Here is a 24,834-nt window from a genome sequence, read left to right as displayed (position 1 = left end):
TATTTAATACCAAGCTTCTAACTTCAAATTCCACTGAGCAAAGTTTAAATTAGGTGTAATTGGCAAATACCTGGATGCTCTAATAATCGCAGGCGTTCTGATGTGATATCCTGCTGTCAGTAAAGGCTCTGGAATGGTAAATTCACGAAGAATTGCAGTATTGTTGACTTTTATGTAGTAGGCAGGGGAGGTGCTACCATCAGCATAGTAAAAGCGAAGATAAGCAGCGCTTCTAAATTTCCATTTATTCCAATCATCCAAATTTTGAATTGTTGTAGTAATTCGGAAAATTTCTGAAATTACCTCATTGGGGAATAATTGCCAGTTGTTACTAACAGTTAGTTCCCCCACCAATTCCCAATTACCCACGGGAGGTTACACGACGAGCAAAGCCTACCGACTTGATAACTCCAGATGTTCCTCCAGGGATTGTAATTGTGTTGTCAATCAAATCATCTAATGCTGTAGCCAACTTATCTTTTGCAACGAGCATTTTGATTGTAGTTCGCTTATTCGTGCTGCTATTTAGCACAATTGCGCTTACCCTGCGAAGGATACCTTTAAGAAGTAATTCTTTAACTGGATAATCGGGCAAATCCAAATCAGCTTCATCTAAAACAGCGATTCCGGTTGAAGTCGCATTTGCACCAACATATAATCCATCAGTGCCCTTAAAAGGATATTTGGCAGTTCCGATGGTAGCGACCAATCTTTTGAGTTTTGGCATTTTTAAATCCTAAAAAAGTAATTAATGTAAGTAGAATGAACTGTCCGCAATTAACCCAAGGTGATGCTAGTGGGGTAATAGGCAGTTTTGATTAGTTTGGTTCGGTAAGTTTTTCCTGTAAGAGTTGCCCGCGCCTGACCTGCTTTGTCTCCAGCTACTACTAAAGTGGCAGTCTTACGTTTTGTTCCGTCCATATAACTGACTTTTATCTTGCGAATCAACCCTTCGGCGATCGCGCGGCCAACGGTTGTAGAGGGAACCCCAGCAGGAGGATCTCCAACAAGTTTGACAACTCCTAAGTTAGTGCCAATTCCATCGTAGACATCTGGCAAAACCAGTAGAACCCTATTCTCTCCTGTGCCAATGACATGAGGCGCGTTTTCAACACCTTTAACTCGTGATGCCATAAAAAATACTCAGTAATGCCTGCAAATCTTTTATAGCAAGCAAAAAAGAGGTTCTAGGCTTTCGGAAACTTCTAAAGTTTCCTTGGATCATGGAGTGATTTTGTGGTTTTAATCTATACTGCAACTAAACCACCATAACGATATGTGGTGTCAACCAAAAAAACAGGATTAGCTCTACCCGGAATTTCGAGATAGGCGTACCGAAACCTCACATTAGCTGTTGGGCGGAATCGCTTCTTTTTAGTGGACTGTCCGTAAACAATTTGTGTCTCTGGTGCAGACGTATTGGATCTTTTGGGCACTGCGATAGTCAGACGCTCTTGATCGTAAGTAGTATTGGTTAGCTGAAGCAACTTTTTTATTACATCTACAGCATCAGCTTCTGTGTTGCCGTAAACTCTTAACCTGTAACCTTTCTCTTTATGAAAATACAAATATTGATTTTTACCTTTGGTTAGGATGATTCCTTCTTTAGCAACAACAAATAAATTTTTAATTTCTGTTGCTAGTGTTCTTGCTTTCGACTCTGTGATAGTTGATTGTGTCTCATCCATTAATCGAAAACTGCATTCTGCATCTAATTTTGATGTACCTTCTGCTACAGATGCAGCATCCTGAGAGAAGTAAAACCAGACTTTAGGATGTCCTGTAACTGGGATATCTTGACTTTCATTTCTACCATATAAAACAGCCAAGTTTGACCGACCATAGCCTAATACGTCGTATAGAAGTTTGTGCCTCATTGCCATGACTGGGGCGCTATCTTCATCAGTCATTGTGCAAGCTGTTCGCAGTGAACCGCGTGAGGTGTTAATTTCTGGTTCCCAAGTGTCTCCCAAATCTTTGAAATATTCTGAAACCTGACGATTAAATTGTTGACGATAGACATTCTGTAAATGCTCAAAACTGCCAAGGTTTTCAGGTAGTGCCATAGTTACTCATTTGCATTAAATACATCGCTTAAGCCAGTTAGTACACCTTGAGAAACAGTTTTAATTTCTTCCTGTGCAACTTTTGTTTGTTGCGCGTCTTGTATCTCAACACCACGATTAGACACTTCCGGATCTTCTTTAACTGCTTTGGCTAACTCTGTAGTTGAATTATTAAATTCAGTGACAGCATTTACAATGTCTATTGGTGCTTGAGTAACCATTTGAATCGTGCTTGCACCTTGTTGAGCATTTTCAAAAAAACTTAACATTCGACTGTGATAATTTGGTTGTGGATTAAACCATTGATAAGCCTTTTCTCCAACTACACCCCAAATTCTTAGAGCATTTCCTATCTTCCCTTGCATCCCACCAACAACCTCTAAAGCATTGGTAATTGTATGACCGATATTTGTAAATGAATTTGCAATATTAATTGTTGCCTGGTATATTCTATTGGCTTTAGCCCAAGCTGTTGTTAGCTCTTGATAATTTTCAGATCCTATGGCTCCTTTGATTAAGTTTTCAATAGAGCCACTGATGATTGAGCCAATATCAAATGCGCTCCCGTCTTCTTTCTTTAATCCTATGAATTGAAGAACATTGTTAATTGCTCCTATAAGGGTTTGTCCTATATCATTGGACAGCATCAAAGCATTGTGAACAGTGGCGGCAAGAATCATAATATTTAGCACCCGATCTAGATGCATCCAATCAGCAAAACGGGATAACTTCCCACCAATTCCCCCAGGAAGTTGATCGCCCAATCTTTCTAAAATAGTTTGCTGTCCTGCTAAGAGTGCAGCATTGGCTCCAGCATTACCAGCACCCAGCGCTGCGTTGATTTCGTCAAGTTTCGTTCCGTTTGCCTTTGCTGCATCCTCTGCCTGTTTGATGGGCGCACCAAGACATCCAGTAGGTTGAGATATCTCACAGACTGCACCCTGTACGTCGTCTCTATTGGCGGCGCGTACATTCGGGTTACTTGCGATCGCATCTGGCAACCCTTGAATCGCTGGTGTAAGTGCCGCAATTGCAGTTGCAATTGCTGTGATGCGTCCAATCTGTTCCTCAAAATCTTTCTTCTGCTGATCTAGTGCCGTTTCTGTTGGCGTTTTTGCAATCGGTGCTGACTTTGCCTTTGGCACGGGCGATAGAGCATCACTAATCGGTATAGGTTTCGCTGTTTCTGGCACGTATGCCGGATGGGCGAAAGTTGACGGATTTGTTGCTGTGGATGCTTCACCGCTTGAAAGCATGGGTGTAATGCGTGGTACAGCGATATCTTCCGGTTCAGCAAACGGCAGTGGTTGACGCTGTGGCAACGGCTGCATTTGCGGCAACATACCCCCACCGTTGGACGGCTGGTGTTCTGGATTGGGTAGGTACGACGGCGCAAGTCCACCATGACCAACAAAGCCGGGCGCTCCATTCGGCGTATTGTTTGACGGCATGGATGGAGCAATCTGCTTATCTTTGCCTTTATTTAAACCCGCTGTCGGTAAACCCGATGGTATGGTGTTGTCGCCGCCGATTGGCGAATAACTGTATTGCGGTGGCGTATTGTCCGCTGGCGCTGGGTTGTACCCGCGTCTATCCGGTGCGGTATCCCGTTGACCGTCTGCACGGGAAATAGAGGTCACATAAGGTTCACTGGTTGTTGCATTCCCAACGACTGACGCACCCGTGCTTACATCATTGGAGAAAATCTCTACTTGCCAACGTCCATCGCTTAATCGTGTGGTTTTAAAAGCGGTAATAGCCCCGCTAATTGGCGCTGACTGGAAATTACTGACAGTTCCATTACCCAATTTCATCGACCAGAATACGTAATACGATATGCCGATCCCCTGCCCTCCTATGTAAGGTTGATAGTTTGGCGTGTATTGTTCGTGCTTTGCTGCTGTCGATGGTAATTGCTGTGGGAAAAGTGCATTCGCGAGATAACCACCAGCGAAACCGCCGATCATTGAACCAACGTATCCGCCAATTAGCCCACCAACAGCAGTACCAACAAGTCCGCCCGCAACACTGCCTGCTGTTACGACTGCGGCAGTTGCAGCAGCTTGCTGAACGGACTGCCCAGCAATTAAAGCACCTGCGAACGTCAAGCCAGCGCCGACACCAGGAACAATGAGTCTTCCCGCCGCCTGGGGTAAGGACTTCGGTAGCGATTGACCAATGCCACCAACGGTATTGCCGATCGCTTCACGTATCGCCGCTGGTCGTGGTGTTGCTGTGGGTTCTACAAGAGCGTCAGCACGGACTGATGTACCGCCGATCGTGGGAGGTGGGCTACCCGTGGATGGTAATGGCTGGCGTTCCGGCGTCGATCGCTGTAATTGCGCGAGTGGTGATTCCGACTTTGGTGGCAGTAATTCCGGTGCATCGGTTCCCTTTACACGGTTAGCAATCGCCTGACGTTGGGATGCATTTCTGCCTAGTATTTCGGCTTCTCTAGCTGCTTCAGCGTTTTTCCGTGCCGTTCGCGCTGCTTCCGTTCGTTTCCACTCCTCATCCCACAGGCGCTTTTCCATCTGTCTCTCGCTGGCATTTTCACGCCCAGTAAGCACAATAGGCTGAGGTCGCTCCAAAGGCGTACCCGTTGCTGGACGCTCTAGTAATGCCCCATACATATCCGCGTCAGCGTAGTCTAAAGATGCAAATTGACGGGGATTAATAGCGTCCGTCATATCAATTAGCCTTAAAAGCAGCAGGAATAGGGGTATTGCTCAACGGCTGGATGAATGTCCACGGCTTGCCGCTACCGGATAAGTGATCTGCTGACACTTCGAGCGATAGTCTTGTAATATTTCGTGTTTTTGCGTCAGCAGCAACCCAGAAATTGTTAGATTGCGTTGCGCGTTCCGTGTATCCGACACCTTCAATTACGGTTAATGTAGGGTTGGTAGCAAACAATACCATCCCACACCACGCTGCAAGTTTTTCTACGGTATCGATTTGAGATGGAATATCTGTCGATATATTAAGTGCTGTCATTTTGAATCTTATTTATAAATAGTTACCATCCTGTTTTATGCAAGTTTAAAAAAATCGTAAATGTTCCACTTTTATGTAAAAGAGGAAGTAGTTTCACTTACCGTATGTGTTGCTGCGATTAAGTTACAGAGATATTGATTATTCTGACGATAAAAAATATACCTATTTAACCCTAGAAACAGGTAAAACAGGAACTCAACTAAAATACAAGGCAGATATCATAAGTATCTGTACTGAATTTGACAGTAAAAGAATTTATACAATCTTTAAAAAGGATCGCACTTGCCTTAACCCTCTAAGGCGAATACCTTGGGAAATATGAATTGCAACTGCGCGATCGCTTCGACTTGTAAGGTAGAAGGGCGATCGCGTTTCATTTTTTTTACGTCTCCTCAAACTCCCCAAAGTAAGCAGTGACGACTGTGTTCTTGGGAGTTTTGAAAATGAAGTGGGTGCTAGATGGCGAATTGGGTACACATTGAAGAGTACAATCACCAATCCACTCGTAATCCTCCTCTCCTAAAATTCTTACTTTGAACTTGCAAGTTTCAATTTTGGAACTGAAGTCTTTTCTTCGCCTCTCCTGCCACTGCTGAATCACACCACATTCTTTGGCTAATCTGGGCAGCACTCTTTCATCTGGATCTCCCTTGATACTCTTGGTTAGTGTCTGCCCTTCGGGAGTTTGGAATTCAAACCAGATTTTGCTATCACCAGTTCCAAACCTAGGTGATAGGGTTCAGCGCTGACGCTGACTGTCCCGAAATCTGTTTCGATTTTAAAGACGAAGGGTCTGACTTCGACTATTTGGTAGTAGCGGCACTTTGGCGGGCGAGTAACAGTAGTGCTGGCGACTTGGTTATTGTGTTCAACATTATTTTCGGAAAAGTTGGGAAAAACATCTGGATCATCTGGATCATCTGGATCAAGCTTGCTGTGAGCGGGTTCTGGATGATCCAGATGTTTTTGGGTATCTGGATCATCTGGATCACTGACTGTGGTATGTGTCGTTTCAATCAGTGAAAGCTGAGAATACTGATCCAGATGATCCAGATGTGGAAAACTATCTGGATCATGTTCAAACCCTTGCTGCGCCTGGGTTGATCCAGATGATCCAGATGATCCAGATGTTTTCTCAACTTTTCTGAACCAACAACGTAACGCATGACCGCTGACCCACTTTCTCTGCTGCTGCCAGCCGTTTTGTCTCATAACGGCTGAAACTCTTCTTTCTGCAACCTTGTCTTGGCGGCCTGTTTCTATTTGCAGGGCATTAAGGAGAATGTCATGGGTGGTAATCCCTTCCTTGTTTTTGACGTACAGTGATATCACTTCTTCCCACGGGTCTGACGATTGGTACTCCTTATTGGCTTCAGATTGCAACGCCTTTTCAGCATGAGTGAGATACCAGAGATGCCCCTGTTGATAAAGGTGATTGGCGGCCGCCCAAATCAAATCGCGATCGCGGATTAATTCCTCGGTGGGAATCATTTTAGTAACTGGGATGATGAAGAATCGGCGGTTGCCTGTGGGGTCGTGGAGTAATTCTTGCTCGTTTGATGTGCCCACTAGCAGGCAAGCTCTGGGATGTTCTTTGATTTCTCGGTCGTAGGGAATGCGGTATGGATCAACTGTGTTGCTGAGGAATTTCTTAATCGAGCTAACGTCTGCCTTCTTATATATATGTTCGATTTCGCCCAGTTCGATGCCCCAAAAGCGATGAAGCTTCATGAGTTCGTCTCTCTCTCCACTGGCGGTAAATTCATCCGTGAACCAGTCAGCGCCGAATAATTCCTTCCAAAAGGTGCTTTTGCGAAGTCCTTGCCCACCAACCAAAACACAAATATCTTCTGCTTTTTCTCCTGGTCTTCTAGCTCTAGCCACTGCGGCGATGAGTGACTTTTTGATGTACGTGTTGTGTAGCGGGTCGGTCGTCCCAAAGTATTTAAAGGCGAAATTATCCAGGATTGACAAGTCTGGGTTAGGGTATCTCGCTGCTAGCGAATCAAGATATTCAACGACGGGACTATAAGCGTTTTGTTTTGCTAATACCATGACTATTAAATGTGCATCTTCTTTTGAAATGTCCATACGAAATTCCTGAGCAATGTAGAACCTTAAAAGGTCTAAATCTATATTCGATTCATCCATCTCAACGTGTTGTTTTAGCTGGTTTAATCGAATAGAATCGCCCCATCCTTGCCTAATAATTTTGTAAGCACGATAAAGTTTTGATTTTTCCTCTCCATCCTCAAAATCAAATTCTTGTTCTTTGCGTTTTTCATCCAAGTCTTTTTTCCACTCCTCTATAGTGAGCGCTTCGTCAATCAGCTTTCTGAATTCGTCTTCACCTTTGGCTGCAATAAAGTCATCAATTCCTTTTAATTGAATAGAAGGTAGTGTGACAATCATCACTTTGGAACCAGTGGCGGACAAATCACGTGCTAATGATATTAGTGCATTTTGAACTGGTCTTTTATCTAAGACATCAGCGTCAAAAGCTAAGTAAAAAGTACGTCCAAAACCTGCAAATGATTCCAACCAATAATGTAGTCTGCCGTTTTTTCTACAGGTGCTAACGCCGGGGATACTAATAGCTGCTATGAGCAGAGATAAAGCAGCAGCAGCTTTTTTGGCTCCTTCAGTGATGAGGATGGGGATGCTTTTATCTTTGAGGATTTCTCCCCAGTATCCGGGAATTCCTGTGTTTAAGAATAGCGGTACAGCATTAGCTCCAGATGCACCGAGATATTTTTGAGGTTTACCCCTTTTATCAAGCGGGGATGTGTCTGGTTTTACTTGTACACCCTCTAGTGTGTTTTCTCCTGTTAAAGGATCTATGCCGGAAACACACCATGCAGGTACTAGGTTATCTGAGTGTTTATGACGGCTTTTTGTGTTGCGATTTAAAATTTTATCAATCTCTCTGGAGTCACAAATTGTTCGCACGTTTCGATTGATTATCTCATCATCAACAGCGCTACCCTTCCATTCATTCCAGTGAGTGGTAGCAATTGTTTCAACACCATCAAGGGTAGGTAAAATCATTGCTCTACCCTCCAATTAATGTTATAGTTGGCGTTAATAAAGAAAGATTCCTTAATCTTCCTTTGAAAGTATTTATTCATACATAAAAACCTTTTTGGCTCTAGTTAATAGCTGGGGTCTTTTTTTTTGTTGTTAGAAAGGGTCGATCGCAATTTCAAGGCAGCCATTAATCCACTGTCCAATTTCATCAACGGTAGATAGTGTTGCAGCCGATTGCCTTAACGCTGCTAGCTCATTAGGAAATTCCCCTGTAGCATCCCAGCAAGGGGCGTTGATGTAATGCTGGCAGTATTCGGCGATAAGGCTGATTTCATTGGGGGAAAGTGTTTGATAGCTAAAAAACTTGAAGACCGCCGATCGCAATTTTCCTGATGCTTCATCCTGCCAGTTCAGAGGCAGTCCCAGTGGTGGGCGATAAATATCAGGTATTCGCTTTGGCTTGTAGATAGTTACTTCGATAATTTCGTCACTCATTGGCGATTAGCTCTTATCTTTTGGCAGTCGGCTTTGATGCCAGCAATGATCTCTGGGTTGTCTTCAAAAAGCATTGGCAATCCCTGCAAGATAGCGCCTCCCAAGATGGTTGCCTCGTGCCGTTCTAGCTCTGGGTCTAGGGTTTGGAGGTAATCGACGAATTTGTTTAGCTGTTCGCAAGCAATCTCAATCGCATTGTTCAGTTCTGGGGAAGCTATGCCGATCGCTTCAGGGAAGACGACGATCGCAGCTTTTATCTGTTCTTCTGTACTCATTGGTTATTGGGTGTTGGGGAATCGGTAAGTTGCAAGTAAAGCAGAAAGTTGTCTAGCTCCTCTTCGGTCAACAGGAGGCGCGATCGCTTTCCGTAATATTTAATCAAATGCTCTCGACCTTGTTCTACCGTCCAGCCCAGGCGCTGCATCTCGGTATCTATCTTGGTCATGAGGTCTTCGAGTCTTTGTCCTTGGGTTTTTTGGTCTGTCATTGGGCATTGGTCGTTGGGGAACAACGATCGCACTATCTAGCAGGGGTAAAGTCAACGTAAAGGTCATACCCTACATAAAACTGAGAGGCTGCCTCTGGGTTGGTAATTTGGAGTTCAATTCGACCTAGCTGGTGTCGCTTTCCAGAAGGTCAGGTTTTCTTCACTGGGCGGGTTGGTGGTGACTGGGTGAAGGATGACTGTTGCTGTCTGGGTTTCGTGGTTGAAAGTATTTTGTTGACAGGTAAATTTAGCTCTGATCATTGGTTTTATTCCTTGGTGGTCAGTGGGGAAAGATTAGGGAAGGCGGATCGAGTTGGCGCTTGATCCGCCATTTTGTTTACCGAAAGAGAAAGTCAAAATGAGTGACGTAGTGATTTTGAGTGGCAATGAAATAATCAGCTTGGATAAAAATCTGAGTTTCATAAATGCTGAACTTGTCAAGTTTCAGCAGATCGACACACAAATTAAAAAAGCGATAAAGTCGAATTTTCCTAATTACAGGGTTTGGACTGCTGAACTTGAGGGATGCGACGGCGTTAGTGCTGAGGTTCTCCAACCGGGAAAAGATTGGCAGAAGGGGAGGCTCAAGTTAGTTATTAGTTATCGTGTGGAATTCACTCCCGACAAAGTGCCTGGTCTGGAATCTCCTTTAGACGATCTAAGATCGCAACTCAACCCCGAATAGTCACAGATGCGTCGCCTGCTATTGAGTAGGCGACATATCCATGAAAAGCCGTCCTTGCCAGAGTAGGCAGGACGGCTATTATGAAGCTTCTTGAAATTGTTTTTGTAGTTCGTCTCGAAGTACTTTAAACTCTTGAACCCTTGATTTAAGGCGGTTTACTTCGTCAACAAGGCGCTGAATTTCACTCTCTTTATTTGCTACCTGATCGCAATATTCATCGATCAGGTTGTCAAGGACTCCCCCAGTAATTGCTGTTCCGGGGCTGAAGATACTTGATTGCGAGCTATGCGCTCGATTATTTCGCTTTTGCTGATTCCTAATAGATTCGCTTTTTCCTCCAGCAACGCCACGGCCTCTGGAGAGACTGACAGATTCAAGTTTTGCTTCCTCTGTCCATGTAACGGTTTTCTCATCTTTGGTTGTACCCATGCACTACTCCTTATTGTATACGCACACTATCTTTACATTTATTGCGTGTAGTACTAGACTATATTTAGTTGTACGCGCAAACAACTAAATTTGCAAGCGAACACAACAAATCTCACCCACCCCAAACCAGGCAGAGATAGCAGCCTGCCAGCACTGAGCAAATACCAAAGACCTGCTAGGGGAAGCTGACAACCAACACCTTTTAGACGGAGTACCTATGACCATTGGTGAGCACAACGCCTTTCCCATTGCGTGGAACCAAGACGAGCAACTGACTGAAGATGGACTGAATAAGCGTGAGCTATTTGCAGCGATGGCATTGCAGGGATTGCTGGCGAATCCCAACAATTTCAGTTGGGAGTTACAAATAACCCGTGCAGTTGAAATCTCGGATGCTTTGATTGCAGCCTTAAGCCTTACCCAGAAGAGATAAGCAGCCTGCCAGCACTGAGCAAATACCAAAGACCTGCTAGGGGCAAGTGACAACGGACAACGGACAACTGCATTCACCCGTAAGTCGTAGCGATCGCAGGGTTAGCAGCCATTAAAAATCCAGAGCAAAGTGCCCTGGATATCCTAAACTCGGTCGGTTCAAAAAAAACATTGAAAGAGTGGACGAAATGAATGTAACAGAAATCAACCGACTAGACATCCTCGCCCATATCATGGGGAGCTTCAACCGCGCTCAAAACACTGGGCTAAATTGCCTAATCTTCCTTGCGCTGCGGGAACAAACCACCATTGCCTACCAGAAGAAAGAATGGGGATTTGAGGATATACCCCAACAAATTATCGTTTGGTGCGATTCTCTCGAAGAAAACGACCTGATTGAACTGGGAGCCGACATTGCAGCAGGCTTACTAGAGGAACTTGTCACCGATTCCAGAGATGCGCAAAAAGCTAAAAGACCCACAGTGCAAGGAATTGAGCCACAAAAACAACCCACTTTATTGAGCGACTATTAACGCACTATGACCGACCAACAGACGACAGATAAACCCCTTAACGGGCGACTGCCAAGCACCGTTAACAGCCGAAAAGGCAGAAAGAAGGAGTGGAAAGACTTAACTATAGACCCACTCTCGGAAGGGTACGAAAGCCATCAAGCCGACTATGTAGTGGGTAACTCGCCGATTACCTGGGCATTGCTCGAAGTCGGTCAACTCTTCTCCCGTTCCAAAAATGGGAAGAACTTACACGTCAAACTAAATGATGGTCGCGCTATCTGTTTAGATACCCGGCGTCCAATCGAGTTTAAGCCATCAATCCGCAACTCTACACAGGTTTGGGTTGTAACCAACTTCAACTCGACCAGTGCAAGTAAAACCGATTTTTAAAGGCGATCGCCATCCGCACAGATCCGCGATCGCCCACCAATACGATGTAGCCCCGCCGCTGCGAAAACTAAACATCATCCAAATTATATGACTCAACGACCAAATCCCAGTAACGAAATTCACCATGTTGGCTTCCCAGAGGGGCAGCTACTAGGCAATGGTGCAAATGCCCAGGAGTGCGCCGAAATCTCAGCCGCTTATCTCCAAGGAAAGCCACTGCCCATCAGTGATAACGAAGTTATCAATCGAATCAACGACCGACTCACCGAAACTAGCGGATATGGCAAGTACAGCACCTGGGGGAACAGCAATGACTGACAAAAATCTTGCTGACCTGGTTGTTGAAACCTCAAAACAAATCTCTGAAATATACAACCACCCTGATTATCAAAAAATAGAGACTGAGGGGTATGAAGCAGACGCAACACTCGGTGACGCTTACCAGGCGATGGTTGACCTGAATGCCCAGATCGCAAAGAAGGAGCAGGAGTGAATCAAGCAATGATATTAATTTGCACCATAGCGGCTCTGGTAATTGCGATCGCATCCCTGTGCAAACAGGAAAGCAATCGCCCCTTTTACCTCAAAATCGAGGTGCAGTATGGCAGATGAGCAAAAAATAGTCGTAGAGGTTCCGAGCAGCAGCGGTCACTACTCCCCAGTCCCTAACCCCCAGTTATCCAAACTGGAGGAATTTAAAAAGGGGTGGAGGGACGCGATTGCCCTCCCAGACAATCTGCCAGATTTGGCTTATACCCTTGTCTCCAGCGTGGCGATTCCCGCTTTATTGAGTAGCTGCTGGGTAAGTGTACCCATCCCTTGGTTTATCCGCTTGGGGGTATTGGGAGTATTGGCGATCGCTGGAATTCTCACACTTTACTTGCGGCAAGCCGTGCCAGAGGTCAAAGATATTCTTTTGCTCCGTGTTGGGTTAGTTGCTGTGGGGGTTCTGTTAGGGATATGAGCAGTGATTTACATCCCTCCCAGTTACACCAACACTTGCAGATGTACGCCTGTGCCAAGTGGTCATTCTGGGGTAGTTTAATTGTCAGCGGTGGCTTATTATTCCTGGGGGCAACTCAAAAGCCAGAGTCTAAGCCGTGGATATTAGCGGCCTCCGTTGGTAGCCTAGAAGTCGGTCGCAGACATCGCCAAACAGCCAAACTCCTGCAAGAATCGCTAGGCGATATCGACCGAGCATCACGGGTCAACTTCCAAGCGTGGGCTAGGGCTAACACCCAACCCACAGCACAGCTAGCGCTGACTGTAGGCTCCATCGATGCCAACTGGAAACCAGAGAACTTAATCACCGATCCAGTTGAGTACATCCAGAAGAAACAGAAACACGTTGCCCTGGTTGGCGGTACCGGGGACGGGAAGTCAACCTTTACCCAGTATCTATCGTCTAAAATCGGCGGTCGCGTTATCGTCTACGACAGCGACGCTAAACCGGATGATTGGTCGTGGATTGATCAAGCTGATGTCATTGGTAGAAAAGGAAACTTCAAAGCCATCGACACCGCTATGGGTAAAGACTTAGAAATCCTTGAAGACCTAGTTCAGCTTAGGGGTGAAGGAGGAGATAACGCGATCGCTGGTCGAGAACGGTTCATGATCGCGGAGGAATTTCCCATTTTGGTAGACGAATGCGACAATGCCACCACTTGGATCAAGCGACACGCCAAGCGCGGGAGAAGGTACAAACAGTTCATTTGTGCCTTAGCCCAGAATGACACGGCTGAGAATTACGGCTTGCAAGGAGACAAAGACACCCTTTCAAGCTGCTTCTGTTTAGTGAGATTAGGGCAGTTTGGGCGCGACTACGCCAGGACTAAACTCAAAGATCCTCAGCTAGAGCAGTGGTTGAAAGCTGGTGGTAAAAGGCGGTTTATGGTCGATGACTGCCCTTGTGAGCTTGACCTGAGTAATTGGGGAACAACTGCGATCGCAACACCAGAAACCTCCGGCGGGGAAAGTGAGGAGGTGCAATCGCAAGCCAAAGCCATGAATGAATTTGAGCAATTCATTCTTGATTGGGGTCAACAGCACCCAGGTGAGGTTTTAAAAGCCAGAATCCTGCTGCAAGCTAGCCGCTTGTTTGAGAGAATGCAGCCAGACGAGGTACGAATCATCTTTGCTTCTATGGCTGATAGGGGATTGGGGGAAGTTGAAGGAAATGGCGATCGCCTCGGCTGGAGGTGGTCAAAGTAATGTCTACAGTTTGCCTACAGCCTGTAGACGGACTGTAGGCAAAGCTTTATAGGCAATTTACCTATTAATTAACCAGTACTTGGGTGGAAGTGCGATCGCTCAATACCTCACTGCAAATCCATCAACAGTCCGTCTACACCGTCTACAATTTTTTTGCCCCGAAAATTCGGCTGTAGACGGCGAAATCCTGCCCCAGATAGGATTTTAGCGATTGTAGACAAAATTTTTGGGGTTTAAAAAACTTAAAAAATTTGAACAATTTTTAAATCTGCAATGACAGATTGTCCAATTAATTTAACTTGCGATCATGAGCAAAATTGATATTGATGGAGACTCAATTCCCGACGACAGTCATTCAAATAATATTTGCGATGGCTGGAATATCCTGCCAATAAATGAAAAATCCCTAGAAGAAATAATTAGCGAGATGGGGAATATAAACCCTACCGAGGAATTAGAGCTTTTACTACGCTTGATCCGGCGATTTGCGCTCAATGTTTGTGAAACACCATCGGCGAAAGAAGCAAGAGGCTTGTCCTTTCACATACTGAGCGAGCAGTATATCTCACGAATAACAATCAACCAAAGAATAGAAAAAATCCAAGAGCTAGCTAACAAAATACAGCTTCAAAGGTTTGATCAAAAGATTGACGAACAAAGTGAGCCGCTAACACAGGAAGAACTAGACGCGTATGAGAATTCTGTTTCCTGCTGGGATTGTTGGGGTACAGGGAAAATTTACGACGGCATAAGCATCAGCCCAACAAAATGCTCAACATGCAAAGGCACTGGATATTTGTAAGAGAACTTTGGGGAGAAAGAAAATGACTAATGAAACATGCCCAAAATGCAATTGCACGACGCTGCAATACCAAGAAAATTATGGTTATTGGGAATGTTTAGACTGTGGTCAGGCTTGGGCGCGGGATGCTGACGATCCAGACTACGACGACACTAAGATTGACAAGGAAAGCTTCAGGTTCTATCTTGCGGCAGCGGCTGACAACGCAACCCTGTGTAGTAGCTGTAACGGCGGCGGATTAATTCAGGAGGAAGGCGAATTGCTCTGCTGTCCTGAATGCGGCGGGACTGGGAGCATATAGGTAATGGACACTGAAGATAAGTGGATTACCACCGACTCCCGGACAACAAAACTAGTAATTCGTTTTTGGGTAAAGGGATTCCCCAAACAATTTTTTATCAGCACCGGACTTAAGGATACCAAGCGCAACCGTGAGATTGTGAGGAGCAAGAGAGATGCGATCGCAAATGACATCGCGCTAGAACGCTTCGACCCAAAGCTTGCTAGCTATCAGTTCAAAACTAAAAGTTCAGAAGTTGTTCAGCCAGAAATTAACACAATATCACTAGGGGAGTTGTGGGAGAGATTTAGGGGTTTTCAATCAACTCAGTTGGCTGAGACTACGATTTTAGGAAAATACACAGCAATTGGCTCCATCATCAGCAAAATTCCCACTCAATCGCTAGAAGATGCTCCAGAAATAAGGGACTGGCTTTTAAAGCATTACTCGCACTTTACAGCATATGAAACACTGGCATATTTCTCCAGGTGCTGCCAGTGGTCTAGTGAATCAAAATTAATTGTGAATAATCCATTTGCTAAAATTCAAATTCCAAAGCCAAAACGCAGAAGTGACGCTGAGGAAGATTTTCGAGCTTTTACTCTCGCTCAACGAGATTTAATTATTGCTGCTTTTGAGCAACATCCTGCTTACAATCACTACACCACGCTGATCAAGTTTCTGTTTTGGACAGGTTGCCGACATGGAGAAGCGTTTGCTCTTACATGGGCGGATTTAAACGAGGATTGCAGCCGAATTACAATTAGCAAATCCTGCAATAGCTACATGATTAATAAAGGGACAAAAAATGGGAAACGTAGAGTTTTCCCTTGTAAGCAGGGAACAAAGATTCAAGAACTGCTGCTATCAATAAAACCTAAAACTCCAGAGCCTAACAAATTGATTTTTACTTCAAAAACTGGCTGTCCGATGCGAACTCACACCTTGTTTCACGTATGGAATAAGCAAACTACATCTTACGGCGTAAAAAGTGGTGTGGTTTTGGATTTGGCTGATCGGGGAGATATCCCTTACTTGAATGGGTACGCGACCCGGCACACTTTCGCCACGTGGGCGATCGCATCTGGCTACACTCCTGACAAAGTAGCCTATTGGATAGGCGATAACGTCAACACAGTACTCAAATATTATTGTCACCCTGCGGTTTCATCTGTAGAGTGTCCAGATTTTTAGCTACTCAAAATGCTACTTAATTAATGTCTAGACCTGCTGTAAATTAGGGGTGTAATAGATGAATTAGAAGCATTACCATCAAATCATCCATTTCGCAGAGCAACGCTAGAATTACTTTATAACTTGCGACAAAACTTACAAGTTAATCAAAATTCAGAAGAAGACGATCGGGAGTTAATTATGCGATTAAAACCACTTTATCAGCAAGACCGAGAACAAGCTATACAAGAAGGAAATAAGCAAGGCGAAGAACGTTTAATTATACGTCAACTAAATCGCCGTTTTGGTGAGATTGATTCATCTACTATTGAGCGAGTTCAAGGATTATCTATTGAACAATTGGAGGCATTAGGAGAGGCTTTGTTAGACTTCTTAGATATTTCTGATTTAGAAGCTTGGTTAAATCAACAAATTGAATAAATCTAATCTGTAAATCAATTAAATAAATTTTATGTAAAACTAAGCTTTATTCGTGTAGGGGCAAGTTATGAATTACCCCTACAATTGAAATAAGAATACTAACCAAAACTTTCAACAACGTACATATCATTTCCTGTATTGCCGACTAAAAGCAAGCTACTGTCATCACTTTCTAAAGTTTGGCTACCAGCAATACCCTTTTGCAGAACTTTAATTATTCTTTGGGGAGTGAAAGATTCCAATTCTACAAATTTTCCAGATTCTAACCATGCTAATTCTTCAGCAGATAAACTTTGACGTATTTCTTCAGGCAATTGTTTAGCTGCTTGCGTTGACTCTGGGGAGGATTGAATGAACATTCCGCGCTTAGTAGCGATAATTTGACGTGGCGTTAGTCCAATATCAATAATCGCAATCTCGCTATTGAGAAACCAATTAGCGTTGGTTCTCAAATTATGAACTAAAGCAATTCCTCGTGGATTGCAATCATGTATTGCATAGACTTTCAAATCGGGATTGCGGCGCAGCATTTGCATTGTGGTGTCAAAAATGCTTTGAGGATATCCAGTAATGCTGAGGATTGCACAGTTATTTTCAAAGTGAAAATTATTAGCAATTAATAATTGAGCAATACTGGCAGTATCACAAACGACTAATCTATCAAAACTGTAAGCAGTTACATCAGGATTAATCGTGGCTGGTGTATTTTCCTGCTTTGGTGAAGGAAGAATTTTGAGAATGGAACCATTTATTTGCTGCCAGCGAGCTAGCCAATCTTGAAACTGAGATTGTGAAAGTAAAAATTCTTGTGTTAAAAATTTAATTCGACCTAATTGTCGAGTTCCTAAATATAACGAGAATAGTCCTGTAATAAGAATAGTAACAAAGAGAATAACTGTTCTCGAACTCAGACTGAGCGTGAAACTGAAGATAATTCCTATACAAAGAAGAATACCTCCTATAATTTGTAAATTTCTAGCATTGTCTTTGCGATTCGTAATGTTGAGTTTACTTGATATGGTATTATTACAAAACTTCCAAATAAATATAAAATTTATTATCAGTGGTACGACAATAAATATTGACGTAAATAAATTAAGAAACAAATAGAGAAATAGCCAACTAAATCGTGAAATTGACTTTGACTTTGACCTTAGACGATTATCTAGAAAATACAGCAGTTGTTTGGGTGTAAAAAATAAGGTATTATTTGCAGAAATATCAGCGATCGCCTTTGCAAAAAAAGGGTCGGTAATCTGAACATTACTCATACTAGTCGGTTCAAAGGCAAAGAGATGATTGCATTTTATACACCGACCTTGATTTGCTATCCGGTCTTTTAGTCTATTGTCAGTTCCGCAGTTAATACACTTCATAATGGTTGTTTTATGTTAGTTATTAATTGTTAGTCAATACGGTTGAGATTGGGCTTGATCCCCCCTAACCCCCCTTAAAAAGGGGGGAACTATCAAGGATCTGATTTGTTAGTAAAACACTGTAGTCTTCTCGTTGGCGAATCAAGCGATGTTTGTCATTTTCTAGCAAGACTTCCGTCGGTTTGGGACGGTGTAAAAAGTGAGAAGACATTGCATAACCATAAGCACCGACATCTAAAATGGCAACGATATCGCCAATTTCTAATGCCGGAAGTTGGCAATTTTTCCCCAGATAATCTCGTGAATAGGTGGTGTTACCACAAATATCAGTTGTGAATAGGGAGTGGGGATTGTCTGCTTGCTTCCAGGTGACGATTTCTCGGTAGCCGCCGTGTACTGATGGTACTGAAAGATTTGCAACAGTGGTATCAACTCCAACAATCTGTTTTTCTCTTTGCCATTTCACAGAAACAACTTGAGCAAGCAAAGTTGCACATCCTGCGATCGCACTTCGTCCCGGTTCAATCACCAAATCAATTTCCCGTCCTAACCGAGTAATTCTCTCGGTTAATTCAGCCCCAAATATTTCCCAGTCAAAGGCTGCTTTGTTGTGATGATAAGGGTAGCCAAAGCCGCCACCAAAATCTAGATATTCCCAGTCTGGTAACTGTTGGGCTGTGGCGATGACTGTATCAATCACCTGGGTGAATGCAACTGTAGCGTTAGTTCCCGTCCCTCGATAAAAATGTAAACCACTCAGCTTTAATCCAAACTCAGCAGTTAAAGCGATCGCATCACCAAATTCTTCAGGACGCACCCCAATGCGGCTATCCCCGGTAATTTCTGGCAAATTGAGGCGTAAACCCAGACGAATATTTTTCTCTCTGCGTCTAACTTCGCAGCACAATTGCAATTGAGCAAGACTATCCAGATTGAGAGTTGTAACTCCCCAATTCAGGACTTGTAGCATCTCAGCCCGATTCAAATTACTACCGCTATAAACAATCTCACTAGGATCGAAACCAGCTTGCAATCCCAGATAAATATCTCCTGGGGTATTGGCGTGAAGTCCCCACCCAAAGGAGCGAAAAATTTTTAACAGCGCAATGTTGCCATTAGTAACACTAGCAAAGCGAAATTGCGTGCGCGGATAACTGACTGCTTTGCTAATCCGCTTAATAGTTTCGCCCAAGCGATCGCCATTATAAACATAAAGCGGAGAACCGTAGTTATTCAGTAACTCCTCGGCAAGTTCCTTGGAGAATGGGGGATTAAGACGATTTTGAGTCAAATTATTTGATACCATTTACCAAAAATACTGATACAGTAAATTACGAATTACGAATTACGAATTACGAATTATTTTGTAGTTTCTCCATAACCAACGATGTAACCAAAAGGGATGATCCCAAGATTGTTTACTTAGTTTTTCATTTAAAACCTGCGATCGCCAAAGTTGCCACATAATTAGTAACCAGAGTGTTTCACCAATTCGACGCCCTTGAATAGCTGCTCCTAGTTTGCCTTCAACAATTTGGGCTGCAATATGAGGATAAAAGTGATTGTTGGCGCGAAGTATCTCAGGATTGAGCCAGATGCCCAGCTGATGCCAAAAATCATTTAAACACCAAGAAGTTAAAGGAACCCCCATCCCCCGCTTTTGTCGCCAGACAATTTCGGGTGGAAGCCAATTTTCTACAGCCCGTTTGAGGATATATTTTTCACAAGCTCCTTGCAAACACAGTTCTCCAGATAGGCTAAATGTCCATTCTGCTAGAGGTAAATCACAAAAAGGCGATCGCACCCACAACCCATGAGCAAACCCCAATGCAGTTGCACGAGGATGGATATTCTGCGCTCCTTTGAGCATCAAACTAGCACGGCGGAGGCGATGCAGCAAAGATGGACATTCATTGCGATCTAAAGCCGCCAACAGCCAATCTTCGGGATGCAAATTTTGGATCTGTGCATAGATATCTGGCTGATAAACTTGAGATTCGTATCCTCCAAGACGGTGAAAGGTGCGGAAATATTGCTGGATAAAAGTTTCCTCTCCGGCGGGATTTTCTGCTTGATAAACACCTGCGGCTATTAAAGGTTTATTCGTCCAACCAGCAAATAATTGATCTCCACCTTCGCCATTAAAAATTACCTGAGTTTCCTGACTCGCTCTCTCAGACAGGAGATACAACGGCACACACACACCATCTCCAAAGGGTAAATCTAATGCTTTTACAGTCGGAATTAGGGCATTTTTGATTGAATTTGGGTTTGCTGCAACTTTAACAAGCGGAATTTTGAGAAACTGGGCGACTTGTTCAGAATATCCATACTCTGAAATCCCTGTGTCACCAAAATCTAAAGTATAGGCGCGGACTTTCACCCCTGCTTGTACCAGCAGCGCCGCCACCACTGACGAATCGAGTCCACCAGAGAGAAACACCCCAACAGGCTCATCTTTTAAATCGGCAATCTGTCGCTCAATGGAGTCTTTCAGGAGAGTTTGCAATTCAGTAATTGCTGTAGCTTCATCTGTTAACTGTTCTGGTGCTTCCCGCCACGAGTGGATTTTTTTAGATTCAGGTGTTTGCAGCTTACCTGATTGGCGATCGCTCTGCCAAACTAATTCAGTTCCCGCCGTCACTGCAAACACTTGATTAATAGGAGTTAAGGGTGTGGGAACGTAAGAAAAACAGCTATAGCCATATAACCCAGGAATGCTAACTTCTGACTGTTGCAAAATCGGTAAAAGTAATTGCAGTTGCGATGCAAACCAAATTATTTGTCCTTGCTGAGTCCAATACAAAGGAACTCTTCCGAAAGGTTCTCTTCCCAAAATTAGGCAGTTGTTTTCCTGGAGACTTACCCAAGCATCGGGTGAACTAAATAATCCTGATGCGGAAATGGCAGCAATTTGATTTTTAGAACTTACACAGAAGAGATCCCCCAACCCCCTTAAAAAGGGGGCTTTCAAGGTTCCCCCCTTTTTAAGGGGGGCTAGGGGGGATCTAGATTTCAGGTGTTCAGCGTGTAAGTCCTGATTTTGTTGCCTTCTGGAATTTCCATCGATTCCTACATAAACAACATTCCAGATGGGAAGAGGATAATGGGGAAAAGGCTTTGAATTTTCCCTTGTAGGGGAGAGGTTTGGAGAGAGGTTTTCCACAACACTAGTTAACAGCGCTTCTAACTCCTGTTGAGTGCCGTAACCCCAATAGCCAAGAAAGTGATGCGGGTTGCCCATCTGGACTATTTCACTTCAAAGGTTGCATCGCTAATCTGCCGGCCTTCCAGGAACATCTGCACCTGCCAATTGCCAACAGTTGCAGCCGAGTTAATAATGTAGCGACACTGGGTATCCCAGACAGACGTATTAATTTCGCGGGTTTGATAGTTGTTTTGCTTGACAATTTGACCGCTTGGGTCAATCCAATTACAAGAGAGAGCCAGCTTTTTACCCAAAGGTGCATCCTTTAGAGTGACACGATACAACACTTCTGGATTGGTTTGGCGAGAAATTGTCTTTAAGTCGCCGCCATTATCTTGTGTCAAAGTGATGCGGTCTTGTTGAGTAGAAACACGAGAGAGTGTAGAACTTTGCTGCTGCATGAAAAATATTGTAGATGCAATGACAACCACTACAACTGCCACCACTCCAGAGGTAATCCATCGATTTCGGCGTTGCTGTACTTCTAGTGCTTGGCGGCGATTTAACTGAATCAGCGCTTCATCTAATAACTCAGGCGGTAAATTCAACTCCTGTAAAATTTCTCTCACCTGCTGTTGGTCTAGTTCCGCTTCCCGACGCAATTGCAGACCTTCTACTTCTGTAACTATTTGTGATAATTGCTCTTGAGTCAATCGCTGCGCCATAGCTTAACTCCTGTTGAAAAATTTGATTGCGATCGCTAAATCTCATTTTTGTAGGTACATCATAAGCTACAAAATAAAGTTGTTGCTTTTCGGATTTTTTAAGAGATACTTTTGTAAACACAAACGCGATGAATCGCCGTCTCTACAATAAACCTCTTGCATAACGGACGAAAGTACTTGTGTGTACACCGTAGCCTTAGCGAATGGCACTAAGAAAAGCCCAAAGACTTAGGGACTTCCAAATAAAAAAATATCCAATTATTTATTGTGGGGTGGGCGACACGATAGCCCTTGATTACGGGCGCTCATGTTGCCCACCCCACAAGATTGTATAGTTTATTTCTTGGAAATCCCTTATTGTATCCTCAACTACTAAAATTAACATTAGGACTTACGCAATAACTCTCTGAAACTCTTATTTCTCCGTGTCCTCTGCGGTTCGTTTTTTCATGATTTTGCGTAAGTCCTGAACATGACATAACAGAACTGGTATTATATCATGTCCGCATAATTAGTTATGCTAACCACAGTCATTGCACCCCACCCCCCTCCCCGCTTGCGGGGAGGGGAGACAAAGCGCAGCTTTGGCGGGGTGGGGTTCTTGGGGTTTAGTAAGTAATCAAGCGGACATGATATTACTTGTAAGAACTAGAATTAACATTACGAAAAAGATACTTCTTGCAAAAGCCAAAAAACCGCCCTAAAATCACTTTCTGGGCGGCTCAAGTATTTTTGCACTAGATTTAAAAAAATTACCAATACCTCCTTCACATTAGTTTAAATTTCCCGATTTCCGCCAATAGAGAGTTGTTTTTTGCTATGTTTCAACTCTTTCCAGAGAGACTTAATTTGCTGGTAAGCCTCTTCCTGAGACAATTTACCCCCTGTCTCTAGGCAAGTGATGTAACTAATTTTTTGAGAGAATTCTTGAAGGTTGGCATTAAACACTAAATTCTCTGGCTGAAATTTACCATAATACCGACTACGAGGGTAAAGCAAGCTGTTTTTGTCTTGCGAGTTAGGTTGCGTCATAAGTTTTCTCTTATAATTCTTTCCTTCTTAAATTTATAAACTAAAACTTTTCCCTTTGTGTATATACACAGGATAAAATTCAAATTCCTGAAGAAAGAAGTTAATTTTTTAGTTCAATATTAGGATAAAGCAGAAGAATAGGTAATTAACTGTGGAAAATACTGAATTAAGCACCTTATCTACCAAAAGGAATAAGTAAAATGACCTGTTTTTTGCGGAAAACACTAAAAGTAGTAAGTAATATCATGTCCGCAGAATTAGTTATGATTACCATAGGCTTTAGTTAGGGTTGATAGCGAAGGCTAAAGTAAAAGCCATCATCCTGAGCGTTATTACCACGATCGCTCAGATCGATAAATGGAAATCCATAATCGAGGCGCAAAAAGAGATTATCAATTCCCATTGCCTGATTCCACAATAATCCTAAGCCTGCGCCCACTAAAAAAGTTTGATTTGGTAGCGGATTGGGATTATCAGACTGATTCCAAACGGCTCCCATGTCCACAAATGGCGCAAGTTGAATTGTCGATAATCCAGATTCATTACGCTGCACTGTAAACCGATCTTCGATCGCTACCCGAAATCCATTATCCCCAGAACGGATATTTTGGCGATATCCCCTTACCGATTGTCCACCGCCAATTACAAATTGCTGGGAAGGTAAAAGGCTATCTGGTGTAAGCTGTAAGTCTGCTTGAATCAGCAATAGATGATCGTTGCTGAGTTGCTGCACGCGCTGTATTTGACCTAGCCAACTAAAAAAGCGACCATCGGGTATGGGATCATTGTTGATAGTTGCATTTAATATATCAACGCCAAAATTAAATTGCGATCGCAAAAACCAAGCTCCTTGAGGTTCGCGCTTGATATAATCTTGACCAAATTTAATTACACTGGTGCGGCTAACGCCATTGGCATCAGGCCCAATACCAAAGGGGGTTGCGAGGTTATCAAAAAGGAAGGTTTGACCATCTTGATAGGTAAATCCTAAAGATAGGGCAAATTCAACTCTAGGCGATCGGATCAATGGCTGACGATAATTGATTTCATAAAGATCCTGGTTTGCCCGAATGTCAAAGGCATCAAAGGGTGGCTCAGTAATTTCGTTGCGATTAAATGCGGCTCGAATCTGCACTTTGCCGTTCATAGCGTTCACGGGGACTTGATAACTAAAATCAAAGACATCGGAACCACCAGAGAGTGTATGGTAATAAGAGCCAGCTAACTCATCTCCCATACCGGTTAAATTGCGCGATCGCAATTCAACACCCAATCTTTCCGCCCCAATACTGGGAGGCGAATAATTATCTACACCCAAGCTACCAGTTAAAGGGTTTGCCTCTTCAACTCTGACAACGAGAATACTTTGACCAACCTTACCCGTTGGACGCAAACTCGCTTCCACATTTGTAAATAGGGGATCGAGTCGCAACAATTTCAACTGTTCTTCGAGCTTACCAGTATTGAGAGGAATACCAGCACCTAATTGGATGCGACTACGAATATAAGATGGGTTTAATCGCCGCGTCCCTTCGATATTAATCTCTGTCAAACGCCCTTCCAACACCCGAATTACCACAACACCATTTGCGGTACTAGATTTTTGAGTTTCTGGAATTGCTCTGGAATTTATATACCCTTTATTTAGGTAAAGCTGAGTAACGGCATCGGCGGCTTGTCTGATTTCTTCTAAAGTTAAGTCCCGTTCTTCAAACGGTTTCACTACTAGATTAAAATCATTTTCCTGAAAAACTGTGCTACCTACAACCTGAATTTTCCGAACCCGAATGCGTTGTGGTATCTCTGGTTGTGGGTTAGTTGCTGGAGTAGCTTCTCTTTCTTGTACTATTTGTAACTCTGACTGACTGCTATTTTGAATTGAGTCAGGTGTAAAAATATTAGCTCTAGCTCTCAGTCCATTTGCAGTTACAATCCAGACCGCAGGCAGAATTAACAAGCCGCACCGAAAACTGAAACTGTGCTTACTGCATTTAGTAATTGCCAAACTCCGCCAAGTGTCTAACTGATGAGATAAATAGACAATTCTTTGCTGAGTCGTTGCTCTAGGCTGAACACAAGTTTCTGTTTCTTTTCTCATTTCTCTTCAGGGGAGTGCCTTATTT

At 43.5% G+C, this 24,834-nt stretch carries 30 protein-coding genes and 1 pseudogene; 13 read left to right on the top strand and 18 right to left on the bottom strand.

What is annotated here, in order from left to right:
* Positions 1 to 3: 3 nt before the first annotated feature.
* From QUD05_RS12335 to QUD05_RS12285, 11 genes are all read right to left on the bottom strand, one after another.
* On the bottom strand, positions 4 to 369 hold the full coding sequence (locus tag QUD05_RS12335) for a hypothetical protein (RefSeq protein WP_289796300.1): 366 nt from the start codon (positions 367 to 369) through the stop codon (positions 4 to 6).
* Positions 362 to 727, bottom strand: a complete 366-nt coding sequence (locus tag QUD05_RS12330) for a hypothetical protein (protein ID WP_289796299.1) — start codon at positions 725 to 727, stop codon at positions 362 to 364. Before QUD05_RS12330 ends, QUD05_RS12335 begins: the two co-directional genes overlap by 8 nt.
* A gap of 50 nt (positions 728 to 777) precedes the next feature.
* Complete coding sequence (locus QUD05_RS12325; protein WP_289796298.1) at positions 778 to 1,134, bottom strand: hypothetical protein; 357 nt, start codon at positions 1,132 to 1,134, stop codon at positions 778 to 780.
* A gap of 113 nt (positions 1,135 to 1,247) precedes the next feature.
* Entirely contained in the window at positions 1,248 to 2,066 is an 819-nt protein-coding gene (locus QUD05_RS12320) for a hypothetical protein (RefSeq protein WP_289796297.1), read from the bottom strand.
* Between the two features lie 2 nt (positions 2,067 to 2,068).
* Positions 2,069 to 4,756, bottom strand: coding sequence for a hypothetical protein (locus tag QUD05_RS12315; RefSeq protein WP_289796296.1), 2,688 nt, complete (start codon positions 4,754 to 4,756; stop codon positions 2,069 to 2,071).
* 1 nt (position 4,757) lies between these two features.
* A complete protein-coding gene (locus QUD05_RS12310; RefSeq protein ID WP_289796295.1) occupies positions 4,758 to 5,063 on the bottom strand; it encodes a glucose-6-phosphate dehydrogenase in 306 nt (101 codons plus the stop codon).
* Between the two features lie 663 nt (positions 5,064 to 5,726).
* Positions 5,727 to 8,111 carry a VapE domain-containing protein gene (locus QUD05_RS12305; protein WP_289796294.1) on the bottom strand — a complete coding sequence of 795 codons (2,385 nt, stop codon included), beginning with the start codon at positions 8,109 to 8,111 and terminating at the stop codon, positions 5,727 to 5,729.
* A gap of 132 nt (positions 8,112 to 8,243) precedes the next feature.
* Positions 8,244 to 8,585 (bottom strand): hypothetical protein, encoded by a 342-nt coding sequence (locus tag QUD05_RS12300; protein ID WP_289796293.1) that lies wholly within the window; start codon positions 8,583 to 8,585, stop codon positions 8,244 to 8,246.
* Positions 8,582 to 8,860 carry a hypothetical protein gene (locus tag QUD05_RS12295; protein WP_289796292.1) on the bottom strand — a complete coding sequence of 93 codons (279 nt, stop codon included), beginning with the start codon at positions 8,858 to 8,860 and terminating at the stop codon, positions 8,582 to 8,584. The genes QUD05_RS12300 and QUD05_RS12295 overlap by 4 nt, the downstream gene beginning before the upstream one ends.
* On the bottom strand, positions 8,857 to 9,072 hold the full coding sequence (locus QUD05_RS12290) for a hypothetical protein (RefSeq protein ID WP_354666129.1): 216 nt from the start codon (positions 9,070 to 9,072) through the stop codon (positions 8,857 to 8,859). Before QUD05_RS12290 ends, QUD05_RS12295 begins: the two co-directional genes overlap by 4 nt.
* Positions 9,073 to 9,186: 114 nt before the next feature.
* A complete protein-coding gene (locus QUD05_RS12285) occupies positions 9,187 to 9,333 on the bottom strand; it encodes a hypothetical protein (RefSeq protein ID WP_289796291.1) in 147 nt (48 codons plus the stop codon).
* Positions 9,334 to 9,430: 97 nt separating this feature from the next.
* On the opposite strand from QUD05_RS12285, the gene QUD05_RS12280 reads away from it, so the two are divergent.
* A complete protein-coding gene (locus QUD05_RS12280) occupies positions 9,431 to 9,757 on the top strand; it encodes a KGK domain-containing protein (protein WP_289796290.1) in 327 nt (108 codons plus the stop codon).
* Positions 9,758 to 9,978: 221 nt separating this feature from the next.
* On the opposite strand, the gene QUD05_RS34025 is transcribed toward QUD05_RS12280, so the two are convergent.
* The gene (locus QUD05_RS34025; protein ID WP_354666128.1) at positions 9,979 to 10,170 is read right to left on the bottom strand and encodes a ribbon-helix-helix domain-containing protein; all 192 of its coding nucleotides are present in this window, start codon (positions 10,168 to 10,170) and stop codon (positions 9,979 to 9,981) included.
* Positions 10,171 to 10,403: 233 nt separating this feature from the next.
* On the opposite strand from QUD05_RS34025, the gene QUD05_RS12270 reads away from it, so the two are divergent.
* The 12 genes and pseudogenes from QUD05_RS12270 to QUD05_RS12215 all read left to right on the top strand — a co-directional run.
* Positions 10,404 to 10,619, top strand: coding sequence for a hypothetical protein (locus QUD05_RS12270; RefSeq protein WP_289796288.1), 216 nt, complete (start codon positions 10,404 to 10,406; stop codon positions 10,617 to 10,619).
* 187 nt (positions 10,620 to 10,806) lie between these two features.
* On the top strand, positions 10,807 to 11,151 hold the full coding sequence (locus QUD05_RS12265; protein WP_289796287.1) for a hypothetical protein: 345 nt from the start codon (positions 10,807 to 10,809) through the stop codon (positions 11,149 to 11,151).
* A gap of 6 nt (positions 11,152 to 11,157) precedes the next feature.
* Positions 11,158 to 11,523, top strand: coding sequence for a hypothetical protein (locus QUD05_RS12260; protein WP_289795062.1), 366 nt, complete (start codon positions 11,158 to 11,160; stop codon positions 11,521 to 11,523).
* Positions 11,524 to 11,610: 87 nt separating this feature from the next.
* Positions 11,611 to 11,841, top strand: coding sequence for a hypothetical protein (locus QUD05_RS12255; RefSeq protein ID WP_289795061.1), 231 nt, complete (start codon positions 11,611 to 11,613; stop codon positions 11,839 to 11,841).
* Positions 11,834 to 12,016 (top strand): hypothetical protein, encoded by a 183-nt coding sequence (locus QUD05_RS12250; RefSeq protein ID WP_289795060.1) that lies wholly within the window; start codon positions 11,834 to 11,836, stop codon positions 12,014 to 12,016. Before QUD05_RS12255 ends, QUD05_RS12250 begins: the two co-directional genes overlap by 8 nt.
* Positions 12,013 to 12,135, top strand: coding sequence for a hypothetical protein (locus tag QUD05_RS12245; RefSeq protein WP_289796286.1), 123 nt, complete (start codon positions 12,013 to 12,015; stop codon positions 12,133 to 12,135). Before QUD05_RS12250 ends, QUD05_RS12245 begins: the two co-directional genes overlap by 4 nt.
* Complete coding sequence (locus QUD05_RS12240) at positions 12,125 to 12,487, top strand: hypothetical protein (RefSeq protein ID WP_289796285.1); 363 nt, start codon at positions 12,125 to 12,127, stop codon at positions 12,485 to 12,487. Before QUD05_RS12245 ends, QUD05_RS12240 begins: the two co-directional genes overlap by 11 nt.
* Complete coding sequence (locus QUD05_RS12235) at positions 12,484 to 13,734, top strand: P-loop NTPase family protein (protein WP_289796284.1); 1,251 nt, start codon at positions 12,484 to 12,486, stop codon at positions 13,732 to 13,734. The genes QUD05_RS12240 and QUD05_RS12235 overlap by 4 nt, the downstream gene beginning before the upstream one ends.
* Positions 13,735 to 14,041: 307 nt before the next feature.
* Complete coding sequence (locus QUD05_RS12230) at positions 14,042 to 14,536, top strand: hypothetical protein (protein WP_289796283.1); 495 nt, start codon at positions 14,042 to 14,044, stop codon at positions 14,534 to 14,536.
* A 22-nt stretch (positions 14,537 to 14,558) separates the two neighbouring features.
* A complete protein-coding gene (locus QUD05_RS12225) occupies positions 14,559 to 14,837 on the top strand; it encodes a hypothetical protein (protein WP_289796282.1) in 279 nt (92 codons plus the stop codon).
* Positions 14,838 to 14,840: 3 nt separating this feature from the next.
* Entirely contained in the window at positions 14,841 to 16,010 is a 1,170-nt protein-coding gene (locus tag QUD05_RS12220) for a tyrosine-type recombinase/integrase (RefSeq protein ID WP_289796281.1), read from the top strand.
* Positions 16,011 to 16,064: 54 nt separating this feature from the next.
* Positions 16,065 to 16,430, top strand: a pseudogene (locus tag QUD05_RS12215) (DUF4351 domain-containing protein); the annotation flags it as partial.
* Positions 16,431 to 16,528: 98 nt separating this feature from the next.
* Here the strand turns inward: QUD05_RS12215 and QUD05_RS12210 are convergent.
* The 6 genes from QUD05_RS12210 to QUD05_RS12185 form a co-directional block, all read right to left on the bottom strand.
* Complete coding sequence (locus QUD05_RS12210; RefSeq protein ID WP_354666127.1) at positions 16,529 to 17,701, bottom strand: toprim domain-containing protein; 1,173 nt, start codon at positions 17,699 to 17,701, stop codon at positions 16,529 to 16,531.
* 169 nt (positions 17,702 to 17,870) lie between these two features.
* On the bottom strand, positions 17,871 to 19,112 hold the full coding sequence (locus QUD05_RS12205) for a diaminopimelate decarboxylase family protein (protein WP_289796279.1): 1,242 nt from the start codon (positions 19,110 to 19,112) through the stop codon (positions 17,871 to 17,873).
* A gap of 39 nt (positions 19,113 to 19,151) precedes the next feature.
* Positions 19,152 to 21,050: an asparagine synthetase B family protein gene (locus QUD05_RS12200; protein ID WP_289796278.1), complete on the bottom strand. Its 1,899-nt coding sequence runs from the start codon at positions 21,048 to 21,050 to the stop codon at positions 19,152 to 19,154.
* 5 nt (positions 21,051 to 21,055) lie between these two features.
* A complete protein-coding gene (locus QUD05_RS12195; protein ID WP_289796277.1) occupies positions 21,056 to 21,679 on the bottom strand; it encodes a DUF3859 domain-containing protein in 624 nt (207 codons plus the stop codon).
* Positions 21,680 to 22,456: 777 nt separating this feature from the next.
* Complete coding sequence (locus tag QUD05_RS12190) at positions 22,457 to 22,711, bottom strand: DUF7219 family protein (RefSeq protein ID WP_289796276.1); 255 nt, start codon at positions 22,709 to 22,711, stop codon at positions 22,457 to 22,459.
* A gap of 283 nt (positions 22,712 to 22,994) precedes the next feature.
* Positions 22,995 to 24,809, bottom strand: coding sequence for a ShlB/FhaC/HecB family hemolysin secretion/activation protein (locus QUD05_RS12185; protein ID WP_289796275.1), 1,815 nt, complete (start codon positions 24,807 to 24,809; stop codon positions 22,995 to 22,997).
* Positions 24,810 to 24,834: the final 25 nt, after the last annotated feature.

Origin of the sequence: Nostoc sp. GT001 (assembly GCF_030382115.1) — a bacterium.
Classification (GTDB): Bacteria; Cyanobacteriota; Cyanobacteriia; order Cyanobacteriales; family Nostocaceae; genus Nostoc.
This window is presented reverse-complemented; position numbering and strand designations above follow the sequence as displayed.

What these genes read in the sequence shown, in the direction of transcription:
- QUD05_RS12230 (WP_289796283.1), top strand. Translation starts at nt 14,042, where the DNA reads ATGAGCAAAATTGATATTGATGGAGACTCAATTCCCGACGACAGTCAT.
- QUD05_RS12300 (WP_289796293.1), bottom strand. Translation starts at nt 8,585, where the DNA reads ATGAGTGACGAAATTATCGAAGTAACTATCTACAAGCCAAAGCGAATA.
- QUD05_RS12225 (WP_289796282.1), top strand. Translation starts at nt 14,559, where the DNA reads ATGACTAATGAAACATGCCCAAAATGCAATTGCACGACGCTGCAATAC.
- QUD05_RS12320 (WP_289796297.1), bottom strand. Translation starts at nt 2,066, where the DNA reads ATGGCACTACCTGAAAACCTTGGCAGTTTTGAGCATTTACAGAATGTC.
- QUD05_RS12220 (WP_289796281.1), top strand. Translation starts at nt 14,841, where the DNA reads ATGGACACTGAAGATAAGTGGATTACCACCGACTCCCGGACAACAAAA.
- QUD05_RS12235 (WP_289796284.1), top strand. Translation starts at nt 12,484, where the DNA reads ATGAGCAGTGATTTACATCCCTCCCAGTTACACCAACACTTGCAGATG.
- QUD05_RS12195 (WP_289796277.1), bottom strand. Translation starts at nt 21,679, where the DNA reads ATGGCGCAGCGATTGACTCAAGAGCAATTATCACAAATAGTTACAGAA.
- QUD05_RS12295 (WP_289796292.1), bottom strand. Translation starts at nt 8,860, where the DNA reads ATGAGTACAGAAGAACAGATAAAAGCTGCGATCGTCGTCTTCCCTGAA.
- QUD05_RS12260 (WP_289795062.1), top strand. Translation starts at nt 11,158, where the DNA reads ATGACCGACCAACAGACGACAGATAAACCCCTTAACGGGCGACTGCCA.
- QUD05_RS12315 (WP_289796296.1), bottom strand. Translation starts at nt 4,756, where the DNA reads ATGACGGACGCTATTAATCCCCGTCAATTTGCATCTTTAGACTACGCT.
- QUD05_RS34025 (WP_354666128.1), bottom strand. Translation starts at nt 10,170, where the DNA reads ATGAGAAAACCGTTACATGGACAGAGGAAGCAAAACTTGAATCTGTCA.
- QUD05_RS12240 (WP_289796285.1), top strand. Translation starts at nt 12,125, where the DNA reads ATGGCAGATGAGCAAAAAATAGTCGTAGAGGTTCCGAGCAGCAGCGGT.
- QUD05_RS12265 (WP_289796287.1), top strand. Translation starts at nt 10,807, where the DNA reads ATGAATGTAACAGAAATCAACCGACTAGACATCCTCGCCCATATCATG.
- QUD05_RS12310 (WP_289796295.1), bottom strand. Translation starts at nt 5,063, where the DNA reads ATGACAGCACTTAATATATCGACAGATATTCCATCTCAAATCGATACC.
- QUD05_RS12250 (WP_289795060.1), top strand. Translation starts at nt 11,834, where the DNA reads ATGACTGACAAAAATCTTGCTGACCTGGTTGTTGAAACCTCAAAACAA.
- QUD05_RS12280 (WP_289796290.1), top strand. Translation starts at nt 9,431, where the DNA reads ATGAGTGACGTAGTGATTTTGAGTGGCAATGAAATAATCAGCTTGGAT.
- QUD05_RS12210 (WP_354666127.1), bottom strand. Translation starts at nt 17,701, where the DNA reads ATGAGTAATGTTCAGATTACCGACCCTTTTTTTGCAAAGGCGATCGCT.
- QUD05_RS12200 (WP_289796278.1), bottom strand. Translation starts at nt 21,050, where the DNA reads ATGGGCAACCCGCATCACTTTCTTGGCTATTGGGGTTACGGCACTCAA.
- QUD05_RS12325 (WP_289796298.1), bottom strand. Translation starts at nt 1,134, where the DNA reads ATGGCATCACGAGTTAAAGGTGTTGAAAACGCGCCTCATGTCATTGGC.
- QUD05_RS12285 (WP_289796291.1), bottom strand. Translation starts at nt 9,333, where the DNA reads ATGATCAGAGCTAAATTTACCTGTCAACAAAATACTTTCAACCACGAA.
- QUD05_RS12205 (WP_289796279.1), bottom strand. Translation starts at nt 19,112, where the DNA reads ATGGTATCAAATAATTTGACTCAAAATCGTCTTAATCCCCCATTCTCC.
- QUD05_RS12290 (WP_354666129.1), bottom strand. Translation starts at nt 9,072, where the DNA reads ATGACAGACCAAAAAACCCAAGGACAAAGACTCGAAGACCTCATGACC.
- QUD05_RS12270 (WP_289796288.1), top strand. Translation starts at nt 10,404, where the DNA reads ATGACCATTGGTGAGCACAACGCCTTTCCCATTGCGTGGAACCAAGAC.
- QUD05_RS12190 (WP_289796276.1), bottom strand. Translation starts at nt 22,711, where the DNA reads ATGACGCAACCTAACTCGCAAGACAAAAACAGCTTGCTTTACCCTCGT.
- QUD05_RS12305 (WP_289796294.1), bottom strand. Translation starts at nt 8,111, where the DNA reads ATGATTTTACCTACCCTTGATGGTGTTGAAACAATTGCTACCACTCAC.
- QUD05_RS12185 (WP_289796275.1), bottom strand. Translation starts at nt 24,809, where the DNA reads ATGAGAAAAGAAACAGAAACTTGTGTTCAGCCTAGAGCAACGACTCAG.
- QUD05_RS12255 (WP_289795061.1), top strand. Translation starts at nt 11,611, where the DNA reads ATGACTCAACGACCAAATCCCAGTAACGAAATTCACCATGTTGGCTTC.
- QUD05_RS12330 (WP_289796299.1), bottom strand. Translation starts at nt 727, where the DNA reads ATGCCAAAACTCAAAAGATTGGTCGCTACCATCGGAACTGCCAAATAT.